This is a genomic window from Novosphingobium kunmingense, from assembly GCF_002813245.1.
GTDB classification, from domain to species: domain Bacteria; phylum Pseudomonadota; class Alphaproteobacteria; order Sphingomonadales; family Sphingomonadaceae; genus Novosphingobium; species Novosphingobium kunmingense.
This window is the reverse complement of sequence record NZ_PHUF01000006.1, coordinates 78,618-95,087: the sequence shown is the minus strand read 5'-3', so window position 1 is coordinate 95,087 and position 16,470 is coordinate 78,618. Positions and strand designations below refer to the sequence as shown.

At 63.4% G+C, this 16,470-nt stretch carries 15 protein-coding genes; 2 read left to right on the top strand and 13 right to left on the bottom strand.

Features of this window, described 5'->3' with window-relative positions:
* Nucleotides 1-13: 13 nt before the first annotated feature.
* Genes B0I00_RS15125 through hpaH form a run of 3 tightly spaced genes read right to left on the bottom strand, consistent with a single transcriptional unit; the run spans nucleotide 14 to nucleotide 2,801 of the window.
* A complete protein-coding gene (locus tag B0I00_RS15125) occupies nucleotides 14-1,180 on the bottom strand; it encodes a CaiB/BaiF CoA transferase family protein (RefSeq protein WP_100868258.1) in 1,167 nt (388 codons plus the stop codon).
* Nucleotides 1,181-1,182: 2 nt separating this feature from the next.
* Nucleotides 1,183-1,971 carry an HpcH/HpaI aldolase family protein gene (locus B0I00_RS15120; protein ID WP_100868257.1) on the bottom strand — a complete coding sequence of 263 codons (789 nt, stop codon included), beginning with the start codon at nucleotides 1,969-1,971 and terminating at the stop codon, nucleotides 1,183-1,185.
* Between the two features lie 14 nt (nucleotides 1,972-1,985).
* On the bottom strand, nucleotides 1,986-2,801 hold the full coding sequence (gene hpaH, locus B0I00_RS15115; RefSeq protein ID WP_100868256.1) for a 2-oxo-hept-4-ene-1,7-dioate hydratase: 816 nt from the start codon (nucleotides 2,799-2,801) through the stop codon (nucleotides 1,986-1,988).
* Between the two features lie 139 nt (nucleotides 2,802-2,940).
* Here hpaH and B0I00_RS15110 point away from each other — a divergent pair, with 139 nt between their 5' ends.
* Nucleotides 2,941-3,801, top strand: a complete 861-nt coding sequence (locus tag B0I00_RS15110) for an alpha/beta fold hydrolase (protein WP_100868255.1) — start codon at nucleotides 2,941-2,943, stop codon at nucleotides 3,799-3,801.
* Nucleotides 3,802-3,899: 98 nt separating this feature from the next.
* A complete protein-coding gene (locus B0I00_RS15105) occupies nucleotides 3,900-4,427 on the top strand; it encodes a TIGR02444 family protein (protein WP_157812594.1) in 528 nt (175 codons plus the stop codon).
* Here the strand turns inward: B0I00_RS15105 and B0I00_RS15100 are convergent.
* The 10 genes from B0I00_RS15100 to B0I00_RS15055 all read right to left on the bottom strand — a co-directional run bounded on the left by B0I00_RS15100 (nucleotide 4,424) and on the right by B0I00_RS15055 (nucleotide 16,463).
* The gene (locus B0I00_RS15100) at nucleotides 4,424-4,780 is read right to left on the bottom strand and encodes a c-type cytochrome (RefSeq protein ID WP_100868253.1); all 357 of its coding nucleotides are present in this window, start codon (nucleotides 4,778-4,780) and stop codon (nucleotides 4,424-4,426) included. The genes B0I00_RS15105 and B0I00_RS15100 overlap by 4 nt on opposite strands.
* A 31-nt stretch (nucleotides 4,781-4,811) precedes the next feature.
* Entirely contained in the window at nucleotides 4,812-6,278 is a 1,467-nt protein-coding gene (locus B0I00_RS15095; protein ID WP_100868252.1) for an FAD-binding oxidoreductase, read from the bottom strand.
* A gap of 13 nt (nucleotides 6,279-6,291) precedes the next feature.
* Complete coding sequence (locus tag B0I00_RS15090; RefSeq protein ID WP_100868251.1) at nucleotides 6,292-6,516, bottom strand: non-oxidative hydroxyarylic acid decarboxylases subunit D; 225 nt, start codon at nucleotides 6,514-6,516, stop codon at nucleotides 6,292-6,294.
* Nucleotides 6,513-7,967: a non-oxidative hydroxyarylic acid decarboxylases subunit C gene (locus B0I00_RS15085; RefSeq protein ID WP_100868250.1), complete on the bottom strand. Its 1,455-nt coding sequence runs from the start codon at nucleotides 7,965-7,967 to the stop codon at nucleotides 6,513-6,515. The genes B0I00_RS15090 and B0I00_RS15085 overlap by 4 nt, the downstream gene beginning before the upstream one ends.
* Before the next feature lie 19 nt (nucleotides 7,968-7,986).
* Nucleotides 7,987-9,432: an aldehyde dehydrogenase family protein gene (locus B0I00_RS15080; RefSeq protein ID WP_100868249.1), complete on the bottom strand. Its 1,446-nt coding sequence runs from the start codon at nucleotides 9,430-9,432 to the stop codon at nucleotides 7,987-7,989.
* A gap of 42 nt (nucleotides 9,433-9,474) precedes the next feature.
* Nucleotides 9,475-11,034, bottom strand: a complete 1,560-nt coding sequence (locus B0I00_RS15075) for an FAD-binding protein (protein WP_232730293.1) — start codon at nucleotides 11,032-11,034, stop codon at nucleotides 9,475-9,477.
* The gene (locus tag B0I00_RS15070; RefSeq protein WP_232730292.1) at nucleotides 11,031-11,570 is read right to left on the bottom strand and encodes a hypothetical protein; all 540 of its coding nucleotides are present in this window, start codon (nucleotides 11,568-11,570) and stop codon (nucleotides 11,031-11,033) included. Before B0I00_RS15070 ends, B0I00_RS15075 begins: the two co-directional genes overlap by 4 nt.
* Before the next feature lie 33 nt (nucleotides 11,571-11,603).
* Nucleotides 11,604-12,263 (bottom strand): UbiX family flavin prenyltransferase, encoded by a 660-nt coding sequence (locus tag B0I00_RS15065; protein WP_408635255.1) that lies wholly within the window; start codon nucleotides 12,261-12,263, stop codon nucleotides 11,604-11,606.
* Nucleotides 12,264-12,373: 110 nt separating this feature from the next.
* Entirely contained in the window at nucleotides 12,374-13,834 is a 1,461-nt protein-coding gene (locus B0I00_RS15060; RefSeq protein WP_100868246.1) for an NAD-dependent succinate-semialdehyde dehydrogenase, read from the bottom strand.
* Between the two features lie 130 nt (nucleotides 13,835-13,964).
* Nucleotides 13,965-16,463, bottom strand: a complete 2,499-nt coding sequence (locus B0I00_RS15055; RefSeq protein ID WP_100868245.1) for a TonB-dependent receptor — start codon at nucleotides 16,461-16,463, stop codon at nucleotides 13,965-13,967.
* Nucleotides 16,464-16,470 lie beyond the last annotated feature (7 nt).

The following is a 16,470-nucleotide window of genomic DNA, read 5'->3' as shown; positions in this document are numbered from 1 at the left end:
CTGGGCGGGTTTGCTATTCGTCGTCAACCGGCTCGGGATTTCCCGGCGCGGCTCGATCCGAAACCATCCGCACCCCGTCGATCACGATCGGGCTGGCGACGCCTTTGCGCCCACCGGCCATAACGGCGAGGCCGCGGGCGACGACCTGCGGATCGGCGAAGACTTCGTCGAGTTCATTGATCGGCCCAGCCGGCACACCAGCCTCTTCCAGCGCATTGAATAGCGCTTGCCGGTTCCACTGCGCCGTGAGTGCCTCGACCGTCGCGACCAGTTCCGCCCGGTTCGCGAGACGGGCAGGATTGGTAGCGAAACGCGGGTCTTCATGCAGTGAACACCGCAAGATGCGGCACAGGCTGGCGAACTGGCCGTCATTGCCGGCCGCGATCACCAAGGGTCCGTCCAGCGTGGGGAAGGCCTGATAGGGCGCCAGATTGGCATGGCCGTTGCCGAACCGGCGCGGGACCTTGCCCGATGTCATCCAGTTCATCGCCTGATTGGCCATGACCGCCACCTGGGTGTCGAGCAGCGCCATGTCGATATGGGCGCCGCTGCCGGTGCGGTCCCGGCGGTTGAGCGCGGCGAGAATCGCCACCGTGCTGTACATGCCCGTGAACAGGTCGGCCACCGCGATGCCCGCCTTCTGCGGCTCGCGATCGGGTTCGCCGGTCATCGACATCATGCCGCCCATGGCCTGGGCGATGAAATCGTAGCCCGCGCGGTGGGCATAAGGCCCGGTCTGCCCGAACCCGGTGATCGAACACGTGATCAGGCGCGGGTTCAGTTCGGACAGCGCCGCATGGTCAAGCCCGTACTTCGCCAGCCCGCCGACCTTGTAGTTCTCGATCACGATATCGGCCCCGCTCGCCAGCTCGCGGATGATGGCCTGGCCTTCCGTGCTGGCGATGTCGATCGCGAAGGAGCACTTGCCGCGATTGGTCGAATGGAAATAGGCCGCGCCCAGACTGGTGCCGTCTTCTGCGGTCACGAAGGGCGGCCCCCAATGCCGCGTATCGTCGCCCGCACCGGGCCGCTCGATCTTGATCACTTCGGCGCCCAGGTCCGCCAGCAATTGCCCGCACCAGGGGCCGGCCAGAATGCGGGCCAGTTCGAGCACCCGTACGCCATCGAGCGGTTTGGCCGGATCGCCGGTTGCCGAGTCCTGCCAGGCCGGTTTCGCCATGGTCAGACTCCGCCCAGCGCGGCGATGCGTTCGCGCCAGCGGCGAAGCCCGTCGCCTGCGCCTTTTGCCAAGGTGAAGCTGTCGATGCCGTTGGCGATGAAGCGGGCACCGCCATCGAGGAACTGCTGGACGAGCCGCTCGTCGCGCGAAAGGATGCCTGCCGGTTTTCCGGTCGCTACCATCCGCGCCAGTGCTTCGCCGGTCAGCTTGAACAGGGCATCGAAGTTGCTTGCGCCCAGCAACCCTTCGGTCGCGGCCAGGTCCGCAGGTCCAAGAAACAGCGCGTCGATCCCGTCCACCGCAGCGATCGCCTCAATGTTGTCGACGGCGGTCGCGGTCTCGATCTGGGCGATGATGCAGACCTGCGCGTTGGCCTCGGCGACATAGGCAGGATAGCCGCCCCAGCGCGCTGCGCGGGTACCGCCGAGGCCGCGTTCGCCTGCAGGCGGATAGCGGGACGCAATTACGATGGCCTGGGCCTGTTCGGCGGTCTCGACCATCGGAACCATCAGAGTCTGCGCTCCAAGATCGAGAACCTGCTTGATCGTTACCGGATCGTGGCCGGCTATCCGCACGATCGCGGAGCACGGCGGCGTCGCCTCGACCGCCCGCAGCTGCCCGACGATGCCGGGCAGGGTCTGCGGGCCATGTTCGCCATCGATCAGCAGCCAGTCATAGCCCTGGCCCGCGCAGATTTCGGCGATATCGGGATCGGCCAGGGCCAACCAGAAGCCAAGCTGGACCGGACCTTCGCGCAAGGCCTGCTTGAAGCGGTTGATCGGTGTCTGCATTTCAGCCCCTTCCCTTAGACGAACCGGAAGCCGATTGACCCCAGGGCGCCGAAATCGGCATTGAAGACATCGCCCGGCGCGCCTTCGACCGGGCGCGTAAACGAGCCACCCAGCACCACCTCTCCCGCTTCGAGCGCCTGGCCCCAGGGAGCGAGCCGCCGCGCCAGCCAGGCCACGCCATTGGCGGGATGGTTGAGCACACCGGCGGCAAGGCCGGTTTCCTCGATCACCCCGTTGCGGCTGAGCAGCGCGCCGATGCGGCGCAGATCGAGCCCGTCGGGTTTCGCCGGCAGACCGCCGACGATGATCCCGGCATTGGCGGCATTGTCGCTGATCGTGTCCAGGACCTTGCGCGCCACCCCGGTTTCGGGATCCTTGGGATGCACCCGGGTGTCTATGATTTCGATTGCCGGAACCACATAATCGGTGGCGCTCAGGACATCGAAAATCGTCGTCTGTGCTCCTTCCAGGCGGCGCCCGAGGACAAAGGCCAGCTCGACCTCGACCTTGGGCGTGATGAACCGGGCGGTCGGCACGTCGCTGCCCTGTTCGAACACCATGTCATCCAGCAAGGTGCCATAATCGGGTTCGGTGATTCCGGCTGCCTGCTGCATCGCGCGCGAGGTCAGGCCGATCTTGTGGCCATAGACGGTGCGGCCTCGGGCCAGCTTGAGATCGACCCAGGCCTGGTTGATGCGGTAGGCATCCTCGATCCGCATGCCGGGATAGCGCACGGAGAAGGGCCGGATCCGTTCGCGGGTCTGCTCGGCATGGTCGAGTTCCTGCGCCAATTGCGCGACCTGTCGAACGTCGAATGTCTCGCCTGTCATGTGTCCTGCTCCCAATGCGTAACACTTGGGAAAACTCGTTGCACATTGTCAAACGATATCTTAGGCTCCCGCCCAATTCATCGCGCACTCCGGCGAAGAGTCGCGCGGGCACTTTCACAAGACCACATGGGAGAAGGTCATGGCTGCTGACGGCGTTATCAGGGAAGAAAAGATCACGGGACGGGGCCTGACCTCGCACACCTTGCTGGCGGGCGATCCGTCCAAGCCGGCGATCCTGCTCCTTCACGGTGCGGGTCCGGGCGCGCATGCCGCCTCCAACTGGTATCACCTGATGCCGGACCTGGCGGAAAACTTCTTCGTGATCGCGCCCGATCTGATCGGCTTCGGCCAGTCGGTGATCCCCGATCCCTGGCCCGACAGCGTGATGGGCTGGATCGGCACCCGGGTCGATCAGTGCTTTGGCCTGCTTGAGGCGCTGGGCGTGAAGAAGGCCCACGTCGTCGGCAATTCGATGGGCGGTGCGCTGACCCTGCAGATGATGAGCGAGGAACCCGACACGATCGACAAGGTGGTGCTGATGGGCTCGATCGGCGCTCCCGGCCCGCGCACCCCGGAACTGATCCGCCTGCTCTCATTCTATTCCGATCCGCGCTATGCCCGCTATCGACAGGTGATGCATAGCTTCGCCTACGATGCCGACAAGTTCGAAGGCATGGAAGAAATCGTCCAGAACCGCTACAAGATCGCCACCGATCCGGGGATCATGAAGACCGCGGTCAAGATGATCGATTCGATGAAGAACGGGATCGACACGCTCAACATGCCGCCCGAGCTGCTGGGCAAGATGCCGCATGAAGTGCTGATATTCCACGGCCGCCAGGACCGGGTGGTTCCGCTCGACACCAGCCTCTACCTGATCCAGCATCTCAAGCATGCCGAACTCTACGTGCTCGACCGTTCGGGCCACTGGTCGCAGCTGGAGCGCTGGGACGTGATGCGCCCGATGATGGAAATCCACTTCGGCGCCCGCTCGTTCTGAGCAAAACGACTGCTGCGCGGCCCGCTGGGGCAGCGCCCGGATTGGCAGGCGGCAGCTTTGTGCTGTCGCCTGTCGCTGTTTGAGCTATGATCGGCCCAATGGCGGACCTTGAAGCTCTAACGGAGGACTTCTGGCGGTTCTCACTGGAAACCTACGCCAAGCCTGGCGTGCAGGCCCTGTCACTCGCGCTGCAGGACGATCACGGATGCGACGTGAACCTGATGCTGTTCTGCCTATGGCTGGCGGATTCGCAGGGCATCGCGCTTGAATCGTCCGGCGTCGGCGATTTGGCCCTTGCGGCAGGCGAACTCAACAACGAGTTGGTTTCACCCGTCCGGTCAGCTCGCCGCTGGTTGAAGTCGTATGGCGAGACAGCGCGCGAGGGATTGTCGATCAAGCCCGAATACGATGCCCTTAAATCCGTCGAACTCAAGTGCGAACGCCTGGTCCAGCGCGCCTTGGTTGTGCGATATCGAGACGGTGTTTTGCGCAGCTCGATGGCATCGCCGGTCTCAGCCGCCCGAGCCAGTTTCACGGCCTATGCAGAAGCGCACAAGGCAAATCCCGATGCGGTCAAACGCCTTGGCGAGCTTGCCGATCGGGCGCTCGAACGCGATCCGTTCTAGGATTTGGGCAGCGCGGGTTCCTGCTTCGGCGGCTCTGCGGTCTTGATGTATTCGTAGACCTCCTTGATCTGGGGGTCGCTCAGCTCGGTGGCGCGGAATGGCGGCATTTCGATCAGGCCCTGACGAACCACCGAATGGAGGTAATCGTAGTCCAGATCCTTGCGGCCGATCAGCGCCGGAACCGGACGGCCCTTTTCCGCCAGCAGCATGGTCGCTCCGTGTCCGGGGCCGGGGTTATGGCAACCGGCGCAGTAGCGCTCATAGTTCTCCGCACCATCCGCGACCACTTCGCCTTGCTTGGACGAACAGGCGCCAAGAGTGGCGAGGAGCGAAAGGACGAGGAGCTTGTTCATTGTACCTCCGCAGGCATGGCGACGCATCGGCTCAGACCGAGGCAAAGATCGAGTTGGGATCGAGCGCCTGCTTGACCCGCGCATGCAGGGCCGAGCGGCCACCCTTTTCATAGGTCTTGGCAACCGCCGCTCCCAGCCCGGGGTCGGTCAGGATCTGGCCGAAGCCGGCCTCTGCCTGCGCGGCGATCAGGGCTTCGGCGCAGGCCTTCGCCCGTGCCGCGTCCTCGGCCTTCCCGGCGGCATGGGACAGCACCTGGCGATGGTTCGCCGAACGCCAGATCGCGGTGGTTTCGCCGACGAAATCGAAGCCGTTCTTGGCGCAGATGTCGCGCGACAGTTCATAAAGCTTGACCGCTTCTTCGCCATCCACAGGGCTGACCGGATTGACCGTCAACGCCGTGTCGCCGCCCCAGCCCGAGGTTCGGGCCGGGGGATCGGCCACCACGCCGGTCATCGTGCCCATCCGCCAGGCCCACAACTTGGGATCGATGCCCTTGCCATCGGTAATCACCCGTGCGCCGCTGATCGACGAGAACGCACCCTTGACCGTGTCCCACAGGATCGCGACGTTGCCGGGCAAGCCATAGAGCGAGCCGTAAAGGTTCCAGTAGCCAAGGCCGAGCGCTTCGCCGGCCGCCTTGACCGCGCTTGCCGCCATCGGCCCCTGGCCTTCGAAGTCGGCGCGGCGCTTGCCGAGCAGGGCCGCTTCGTGGAGCGCATTGCCCACTGCGACGCCATTGGCCACCACCATGTTAAGCTTGAGCGGCCCGAGCACGTCCAGCAACGCGCCCAGATCGTCCTCCTGGGGGACCGAGACCATGAAGGTCTGATGCGCCGGGGGCTGCGGCATCATCCACATGCCCACCTTGGTCACCACCCCGAAATCGGATTGGGTGAACAGACCATCGACCCACGGGCCATAGCCGAACTTGAACAGCTGCCAGCAGGTGCTCTTGGGCATGGCGCCCATGCCGGTTCGCACCATCTTGCCATCAGCCAGCATGACCTCGAGCCCGCACTGCATCAGGAAGTGATCGGAATAGGGGGTGTAGCCGGGGCGGCGGTTGATGAAACTGGCGGCCACGCTTTCATCGGGATTGCCGGGGAAGTCCACCCACAGCTTGATGCCCTTTTCCTTAATATGGGCATCGAGCTGGCGGAAGGTGACGCCCGGTTCGACCAGGCAGGTGGCCAGCTGCTCGTTTACTTCGATCACCTTGTTCATCTTCTGGAGGTCGAGGACGATCACCTTGTCCTGCACCGCCTTTTCCAGCCCATGTGCGCCGTTGCAGACCGTCTGGACCACGCCGCCGCTGGTGCGCGCCGCTTCGAGCACCTTGGCGAGCTGGGCTTCATCGGTCGGAAGCACCACGCCTGCCGGGGCCATCCCCGGAACGGCATAGCGGGCCAGGGTTTGCGGGCTGGTATCGACGGCGGCCTTGCCCAGTGCCTGGGCGAGGGTACCGAGCGTGGCCGTCTGGCGGGCTTGATCGATCATGGCGTCTGGAGCCTTATTGCTGGAGAATCTTGGGATAACGCTGGAGATCGCCGGCATCGACGGCGAAATCGGCCGAGCGCGCAGCCGGGTCGATCGCGCGGGCCGGTTCGCTGTCGCGCCAGGAAAAGTTGCAGGTTGGGCAGCGCAGGATTGTCCACACGACCGCGCCGTCCTGCCTGCCCTGGTAATCGGTGACAGCGCCGCTCGATTTGCAGCGCCCGCAGACGGTGGTGGTCATGACAGGGCTCCCAGCTGCATTTCGCGGATTCGTTTGCTCAGGGCGTCGATCTCGTCCCCCGTCGGCGGGGTGACAAGGTGCGCTTCACCCACCGGATCGGGCGGGAGATAGCTGGTCGCGTCGATGATCAGGCGGTGGCCCTTGCCCGGAACGACTGCCGATGGATCGATCGGCACGGCGGGCATGTTGGGCAGCACGATAACGTCATCCGCGCGGGTGCGGGTCGAAAGCGCCCACATCACCTGGTTGAGATCGAACGGATCGACATCGGCGTCGACCATGATCAGGTTCTTGAGGTACATCACGCCGTGCGGCGTGCTCAGCGCGCGCAGCGCGACCGTCTTGGCAAAGCCGGCCATGCGGTTCTTGACCGAGATGATCCCGGTCAGCCCGTGCTGGTAAAGCGCGTTGACCGCGGTGACTTCGGGGAAGCTCTGGCGCAGCTGGGCATAGATCGGGGCGGAGGTGTGCAGGCCGATCAGGGTATCGTGCTCGGTCCAGCCGCGCCCGATGTAGATGTTCTCGAAGATCGGATCGCGCCGGTGCGACACCGCCGTGACCTTGAAGATCGGCGCCTTGCGCACGCCGCTGTAGGAACCGGGGAATTCGCCGAACGGCCCTTCCAGCTCGCGTTCGCCCAGTTGCAGTTCGGCCTCGATCACGATTTCGCTGTCGGCCAGGATGTCGATCCCGTTGCCCGATTTGGTCAGCCGGATCGGCGCGCCCATCATTGCCGAGGCATAGGAATATTCCGATTCCTCGTAACCGATCGGGGTGGCGGCGAAAACCGCCAGCCCAGGATGGTTGCCCAGCATCACCGCGATCTTGAGTGGCACTTTCTCACGCTCGGCGGCGAGGATCTGGCGGCCCATGTCATGCGCCGGAATCGTCATCAGGGTAAAGCTGTCCGGTCCCTGGATCTGTAGGCGGTAGATCCCGACATTCTGCTTGCCGAAATTGTCCGGATCGAGCGGATCGCGCGAGGCAACCGAAGCCTTGCCGATGTAGAACCCGCCATCGTATTCGTTGATCCGGTAGACGGGCAGGATATCATAGAGGTTGATGTCCTGCTCGAGCCGGCATTCGTGAACCGGGGCCTGGGCTTCGGGGACATAACTGATCTGCGCTTCCTGATCGCCCCAGCGCCCGGCGATCTCGAAGAACAGTTCGCGGATGGTCGTGCCCTTGGGCCGACCCAGCAGCAGGGCGATGTTGTCCCACGAACCATGGACACCAACCGCCAGGCGCTTGCCGGGATAGCCGGTGATGTTGTCGAACACGATCGCCGGTGCGCCGTTGGCATCGCGCGAGGCGGCAACGGCAATGTTGCGCACGCCCGGCTCGGGCATCACCGGATCGCTCCAGGTGATCGCTTGGCCCGAATCCTCAAGCAGTTCGAGGAAATCGCGCAGCGAGGAGATCGAGCGGGCGCGGTTGGGAAGATCGTTCATTGCCGTTGCATCCCGCCGATCAGTGTCCGCCAGTGCCAGCAGTTGCCGATTGGATCGTGACCCATTTCCATTCGGTCATGATTTCGAGATCGGCTTCGGTCCCTTCGCGGCCAAAACCCGATGCCTTGGTGCCGCCGAACGGAACGTGTGGTTCGTCGTGCAGGGTCGGGGCATTGATATGGACCATGCCCGCTTCCGCCCGCTGGGCGAAAGCCAGGGCCTTGTCGATGTCGCTGGTGAAGATCGAGGCGCTAAGGCCATATTCGGTGTTGTTGGCAAGTTCGAGCGCTTCTTCGAGCGTGTCGAACGGATAGAGCGAGGTCACCGGGCCGAAGGTTTCTTCTTCGAACACGGTCATTTCAGCGGTGACGCCGCGCAAGACTGTGGCCGAACAGCAGTTCCCAGTCCATTCGTCGCCCGCGAGAACCTCGGCACCTTTGGTTCGGGCATCATCGATATGGCGGCGGACCCGGTCGCGCTGGCGCTCCGAAATTATCGGGCCGAGCATGGTGGTCGGCTCGCGCAGGTCGCCGCTCTTCGCCCGGCTGGTCGCGGCGGCGAAGGCCTTGGCGAACTGGTCGAAGATCGGCCGTTCGACATAGATCCGCGAGGCCCCCATGCAGACCTGGCCCTGGTACATGAAGATGCTGAACAGCGCGGCGTTAACCGCCTTGTCCAGATCGGCATCGGCGCAGATCACCAGAGGGCTCTTGCCGCCCAGCTCCAGCGTATACTTCTTGAGGTTGCGCGCCGCAATTTCGGCGATGTGCTTGCCGACGCGCGAGGACCCGGTGAAGGTGATCGATGCGACCTTGGGATGGCCGGTCAGCACGTCACCTATCTCCGCGCCATTGCCGTAGACCACGTTGAACAAGCCGTCGGGAACGCCGGCCTCCTTCCACAATTTAGCGAGCAGATCGGCGATCATTGGCGCGGCTTCCGAGGGCAGCAGCACGAAGGCGTTGCCTGTGGCCAGGGCCATGGCCGATTGCTTGATCCCCTTGATCAGCGGCACGTTGAACGGGGTGATCCCGGCAACGACGCCCACCGGCTGGCGCAGGCTCATGCTGAACCGGCCCGGCGTGTCCGATGGGATCGTTTCCCCGCGAATCCGGCGCGGCACACCGATCGCCGCGCGCAGGAAGCTGACCGCGAAGCGGGTTTCGAACCCGGCCTTGGCAATCGGCGAGCCGATCTCGTCGACCAGCACGTCGGCGAACTTGGCGGTATCGCGTTCCATGATCTCGGCAGCTCTCGCGATCCACCCTTCGCGCACCGCTGCGGTAAGATCACGATGCTGCAAGAATGCCTGATGCGCGTTCTCGACCGCGCGGTTCACGTCTTCCGCAGTGCCGGCGGGCACGCGGGAATAGACCGAATCGTCGACCGGGTTGAGATCGTCAAAATAGGTCCCGCCAGTTGCGGCGACGGCGCCGCCGCCAATCCAGTGCTCAAGTTGCGTCATGGTCTTTCAATCCTTGAATGCATTGTGCGGTCGACCGGGCGACTATGCCTGGCTGCGCATCGCCTGAGGCCAAATACCCTGCTTGCCGGGCGAGAGGATGCCGTTGGGGTCGAGCACGTCCTTGAGCCGGTGGTGCAGATCCCACAGCGCCCCGTCGTTATGCTTATAGGTCTTGGCGATCTGGTCCATGAAGGCGAGGTGGGTGCGGTATTCGCCGAAGCCGGCATCCGCTGCCTCGTCGACCAGCTTGCCGAACAGGTCGTATGCGCTCTTGCGCATGGCCTCGTCGGCGCGATCGTACATGATCATCAGGATGTGGTGCATGTCGCGCCATCCGACCAGAAACTCGCCGATATAGTCGAACCCGAAATCGTGGCAGCGCTGCTTGATCAGGTTGTACTGGCTCAGCGCTTCCTTGCCGTCGGGTGCAGAGATTGGCGAGAAGTTGATATGCCCGCCGCCGCCGATCCAGTTCATGATGCTGAATTCGGTCATGTTCGGCTCGCCGCGCATCAGCCGCACGCGATAGTCCCAGGCGGGATCGTTTTCGCGGTTAAGGTGCAGCTTGGCGCCCGGGATGCTCATCATCGCTTCCTCGACGAGCTTCCAGTTGTTCTCGATGATCGGCGGCGGACCATAGAGCGCGGCGTAGAAGTTCCACATGCCCAGGCCATGATCCGAAGCGATCTTCTTGCGGATCGAATCCGGGACAGGGCCCTTGCCGTCGAAGTAATGGCGGCGCGTGGTTTTGGCGGACACTTCCCACAAGAGATCGACCGCCACCGCCGCGTTGGGGATCACCTGGTTGACCTTGAGTGGTTTGACCGCGTCGAAGATCGCGGCGAGGTCTTCCTCACGCTCGTAAGTGATCATGAACGGCTTGTAGCCGGGCGGCTCGGGCATCAGCCAGATGCCCATCTTGGTCACCACGCCAAAGTTGGACTGGGTGAACATGCCGTCGAAATGCGGGCCGGCGGCGTGCTTGGTCGATTGCCAGTGCTGCGAACCCTCGATCGCGCCCTGACCGGTCCGGACCACCTGACCGTCGGCGAGGACCACTTCCATGCCGCACTGCATCACGAAGTGATCGCCGTAAGGCGTGTAGCCCGCACCGTGTTCAAGCGCATTGCCCATCACGCCGCCCCAGCCCGGTGCCGCCGGATCGATCCACAGCTTGCTGCCGATCTGGCGCAGATGCCGGTAGAGCTGGAAATAGGAGACCCCGGGTTCGACCAGCGCGTAGCCGTACTTTTCATTGACCTCGAGGATGCGGTTCATCCGCTTGAGATCGAACATGACATAGCCCGACTGGCGCGGGGCGGGGCCGCCATAGGCGAAATTGCGGCCGTTGCCGAAGGTCCAGATCGGCAGCTTGTAGGCGTTGAAGACCTTCAACGCCTGCTGGATCTGTTCCATGTTTGCCGGTGCGACGGCAGCCGAAGGCAGCATTTCGCCATCGGCCAGCGGCGAATAGGCATCGCGATAGGCCGACAGCGGCAGTTCGTCGACAAAGACCCATTCCTTGCCGACGATCGCGGCCAGTTCGTCCAGCGCCTTGCGAAAGGTTGCGGCGTCGACGCCATGGGGCATGCGCGTGCTCACGACTGTTGTACTCCTACTTCGAATGCCCACGAAACCAGCATGCCGGGGCTCTTTCCATCGAGCCCGCAATGGCCCGATTCGCACCGCAGATCGGGAGCCTGTCGGCTCCCGCCAAGCGCATCCTGCATGTGGTTGGCCAGAACGGTCGGCCAGCCGGTGCTGGCCCGCGCGAGCAGCGCCGGAGCGCCGTCGGTCCGGTGTTCCCACCGCATTTTGCGGTAATGATGCGCCCATTTCAGCAACGGGCGCGCGCCGTCGGCTAGCAGAACCTGTTCGGCAATCATGGCTGCCGGGTCGGAAGTCAGGCCGACGAGCACACCTTCGCCAATTGCGAGTTCATGGAGCAGGCCATTGAGCGTCCGGTCGATCCGGATCACCTTTGCCGCACGTCCCGAATTGACGAAGGTTTCGGCAAAGAGCCGACTTTCGGGGACTTCTGCTTCCTCAATGACAATGATCTTCAGTGGTCGCTTCGCCAAGGCGCTGCGACCGATCCCCAGACCGGCCACTGCCGCTCCCACGGCACCCCCGCTCATGACGGTGCGACGGCTGACATCCCACGCCATTCTCTAGTTCCCTTCTTCTTGCGCCAAGGCCGGAACGAGGTTTGCCGCCTCTTTGCTCAGGCCTTGCCAGCGTTTCTCCGACTTCGCGTGAAGCCCAAACAGATCCAGCACCCGCATACAGCTGTGATCGACCACCTCGGCCAGCGAGGTAGGCCGCGAATAAAAGGCCGGCACCGGCGGGAAGATCACCGCACCCATTTCGGTGCAGGCCGTCATGTTGCGCAGGTGCGCCAGGTTGAGCGGCGTTTCGCGGGTGATCATCACCAGGCGACGGCGCTCCTTCAGCATCACGTCGGCGGCGCGAGTGATCAGATTATCGGACAGCGCGTGGGCGACCGCGCCCAGCGTGCGCATCGAACAGGGTGCAATCACCATGCCTTCGCACACGAACGAACCGCTGGCGATCGAGGCGCCGACATTGCGGACGTTATGCACGACATCGGCCAGCGCTTCGAGCCTGGCCTTGCCATCGGGCAATTCCTCGCGAATGTTGAGCAGGGCGGCCGGAGACAACACGAGATGGGTTTCCCAGCCGCCAGCTTCGCGCAGCAGCTCAAGCAACCGCAGGCCATAGACCGATCCGGTCGCACCGGTGATGCCGACGACCATGCGTTTCACCGCAGAAATCCCGCCTGCGAGCGCATCGCGATCAAGGTCGCGCAAGGCCGGTCCTTGCTGGGCATGCTGTAATCCGTCTCCCGATCTTTGCCAACACTATACAACGCGTTCCGCATTGCGCAACGCTTTTCGTATTTCCATAAGCGTGGTGCGACTCACGACCGGACGCCCAGATTGATCGTCTTCATCTCGAGAAATTCATCGATGCCGTGGCGGGAACCTTCGCGGCCCAGACCCGATTCCTTGATGCCGCCAAACGGGGCAGTTTCGGTCGAGACGATGCCGTTGTTCATCCCGACCATGCCGGTTTCGAGGCCCTCCGCGACCCGCCAGGCCCGGTCGATATCTCGGGTAAAGGCATAGGCAGCCAGCCCGGAACGGGTGGCGTTGGCCAGGGCCAGCGCCTCGGCCTCGGTATCGAAGCGGAACACGGGCGCGACCGGGCCAAAGGTCTCCTCGTCCGCGAGGCGCATGGCGGGGTTCGCGCCGGTCAGCACGGTCGGCTGGAAGAACAGTTCCCCCGCCCCGTGCCGCTTGCCCCCGGTGACGATGCCGCCGCCTTGCGCTATTGCATCGGCGACATGGCCCTGGACCTTGTCGAAGGCGGCCCGGGTGATCAGCGGCCCTTGATCGGTTGCGCCCTCAAGCCCGTTGCCGACCGTGAACGCGCTGACCCTGGCGGCCAGCGCCTCGACGAAACGGTCGTGGATCCCGCCCTGAACCAGGATGCGGTTGGCGCAGACGCAGGTCTGCCCGGTGTTGCGGAATTTCGAGGCGATCGTCCCCTCGACCGCCTGATCGAGATCGGCGTCGTCGAAAACCAGCAGCGGGGCATTGCCGCCCAGTTCCATCGAAACCCGTTTCAGGGTGGTGGCGCATTGCGCAGTCAGCAGCTTGCCCACCGCGGTTGAACCGGTGAAGGTGAACTTGGTGACATCGGGATGGCTGGTCAGGACCGATCCAATGGCCGGAGCATCGCCGCAGACCACGTTGAACACGCCGGGCGGGATGCCGGCTTCGAGCGCGAGCTTCGCGAGGGCGAAAGCGGTCAGCGGGGTGAGTTCGGACGGCTTGAGGGTGACGGTGCAGCCCGCCGCCAGCGCTGGCGCGACCTTGCGGGTGATCATCGCGGCGGGAAAGTTCCACGGCGTGATCGCCCCCGCTACCCCAACCGGCTGGCGGATCACGATGATCCGCCGGTCAGCGCTGCCTGGAATAACCTCGCCATAGACGCGGCGCGCCTCCTCGGCGAACCACTGGATGAAGCTGGCGGCGTAATCGACCTCGCCCAGCGCCTCGGCCAGCGGCTTGCCCTGTTCGGCGGTCATCAGCAAACCAAGATCGTGGCGATGGAGCCGGACCAGCGCCAGCCAGTCATGCAGCAGGCGCGCGCGTTCCTGAGCGGGCCGCTTGCGCCAATCGATCAAGGCGCGGGAATTGCTTTCAATTGCCCGACGCGTCTGGGCAGCGCCCAGCTTGACGACATTCGCCAGCGTTTTGCCGGTTGCCGGGTTAGTGACCGCGTAGGTAGAGCCGGCACAGATCTCGGTGCCGTCGACAAGTGGTTGGCCGGTCAGGAAATCGCTGCGCTCGAGCGGGGGGATCGTAACGCCCAAGACATTGCTCCTTTGGCCGCAAGACAAGTTGCCAATACCAAATTGGGCGGCGAGGTGTCTGGCAGGCTCGTGGACGGTGCCACAACAGGGGTGAGGGCGGCGGCGTGCCGCCGCCCTCGGGTATTGGGTCTTAGTACTTGTAGGCGAGCTTGAGGAACCATTCGCGCGGGCGCGAGTAGGTTGCCAGCGCTGTCCCGGCGACGAACGGATCGACGTAACCGCCCTGGATATAGCGTTCGTCGGTCAGGTTGGTCACACCAGCGGTCACGGTGAAGTGCTCGCTCTTCTCGGTGAACGAAGCACTAGCGCCGAAGACGCTGTAGCCAGGCTGGCGCAGTTGCGGGCTGTTGATCGCATCCTTGAAGGTTTCGCTCTGGTACGACCAGTCTCCGCGCAGCGTCAGCTTGCCCATGTCACCTTCATAGACGTCGGCGTTGAACGAGGCCGATCCGGTCCATTCCGGCACGAAGGCGAACTTCGAGTTCAGGTTCACGGGGAACGCGAACGGATCAATGGAGCGGTAATAGGCATCAAGATAGCCAACGCCGAAGGTCAGGCGCAGCCAATCGGTCGGAGCCGCCTCGCCTTCGACTTCGAAGCCTTTGATCCGGCCGGAACCGGCGTTTCGTGCCCGGGGGGCGATGCCTTCGCTGACGACGACCTGGATGTCATCGTAGTTTGACATGAACGCGGCGAGGTTCAGGCGCAGACGGCGATCCAGCAGCTCGGTCTTGAGGCCGAGTTCGTATGATTCCACGAATTCGGGCCTGAACGACGGCGCAACCTGTTCAGCCGGGAAGATTCGCTGCGTGAAGCCGCCGTTCTTGAAACCCTTGGAATAGGAGGCATAGACCAGGATATCGTCGGTGATCTTGTAGTCAGCCGAAATTGCCGGCGTCCATTCCTTGGCCTTGGCGGCAACCTGGACCGCCGGCATCGTGTGGTTTCCACCAGGGTTAGTGGCGGCTGGTGCGCAGCCTCCAGGCAGCGGGAAGCCGAACAGCGGGCTCGCCGGATCGGTCACCAGCAAGGGCACTGGCTGGCCGGTCACGCACTGGCTGAAGGCGATGAACACGCCCTGGGGGTAAGGGATGATGCCGGCCTGCCCAAGCGGAGCAGTGTAATCAACATTGATGGTCTGGAACGAAGGATCGAACCGCTTGGTCTCGTCGGTATAGCGGATGCCCGGCGTGATCGAAAGACGATCGGTCACCTTGATCGTTGCCTGCAGATAGGCAGCATAGCTGTCGTTGTCGATCTTGCCGCCGCTGAAGAAGTCAGCGAAGCCGAACAGCAGGTTGTTCTTGTCCTGGCCCTTTTCCTTCAGGTAATAGCCGCCCAGAACGAACTTCACCCGATCATTCAGGACACTGCCGGTCAACTGGAATTCCTGCGAAGCCTGCCACAGATCGATATTGTTTGTCAGGTTGAGGTAGGGATGTGGCGTTCCGTCGAAGTCGAACTGGATCGTGGCCTTCTGATCGCGATAGGAGCTGATCGACTTCAGGTTGATGTCACCAAAATCATAATCCAGCGTCAGGTTCGTGCCCCACAGGTCGAAATCCGACTGGTTCTTGGCACCGGACCAGGTTGAATCGATATCGCCGGTGATCCACTGCGTGGTGGCGCAGCGCGGGTCGTTGACCGGTGCCAGTTGCCCGTCCGCACCGCAGAAACCTGCGCCGCCCTGCAACTTGTTCCAAGCATAAGTCGAACTGGGGAAAACCACGGTTCGGCCATTCAAGTCGACAACCTGCAGCAGGTTGGGCGATTCGAAAAGGTTGACCAGCGTCGAAGCAGCCATTTCCTCGCGGCGGATGTTGATATCCGCGCTGAGGTTGACAGTGAACTTGTCGGTCGGTTCCCACTTGAACGCAACGCGGCCACCGAAGCTGTCCTTGTTGCCCTGGCGACCACCGTCGAACAGGCGCTTCTGATAGCCGTCACGGGTTTCGTACGAGGCAACGGCCCGCATCGCCAGATTTTCGCCAAGCGGCACGTTGATCATGCCCTTGAAATCGGCACGGTTGAACCGGCCGGTCGCCGCTTCGAGCTTCATGTCGAAGTCCTTCTGCGGCTCCACCGAATTGACCACGATCGCGCCGCCGATGGTGTTCTTGCCGAAGAGCGTGCCTTGCGGACCGCGCAGGACCTGGACGCTCGAAACATCGGCCATGTCGAGCAGCGCGCCAACCGAACGGGCAACATAGACGCCATCGACATAGACACCCACGCCGGGATCGACAGTGATGTTGAAGTCGGTTTGGCCCACGCCGCGGATGAAGGCGGTGATCGAGGCGCTCGAACCCGAGATGTTCGCCACCGGTGAAATGCTGACATTCGGTGCGAACTTGGCAACTTCCGCGACGTTGACGATCTGCTTCTCTTCGAGCATCGCCCCGGTCATCGCGGTGATCGCGACCGGCGTTTCCTGCAGGTTCTCGGACCGCTTGCGCGCGGTGACAGTGATCTCTTCAAGGCCGCCGGAATTCTGTTCCTCGGCCTGCTGCTCACTTGCGGCCGCCTGTTGGGCATAGGCCGAAACCGGGGCAAGGCAGGCTAGCCCGATTATGGCCGAAGCGCTTGTCCGAAGCGCAAGTCTGCGTATGCTCAGGTTGCTCGCCATCATTACCATT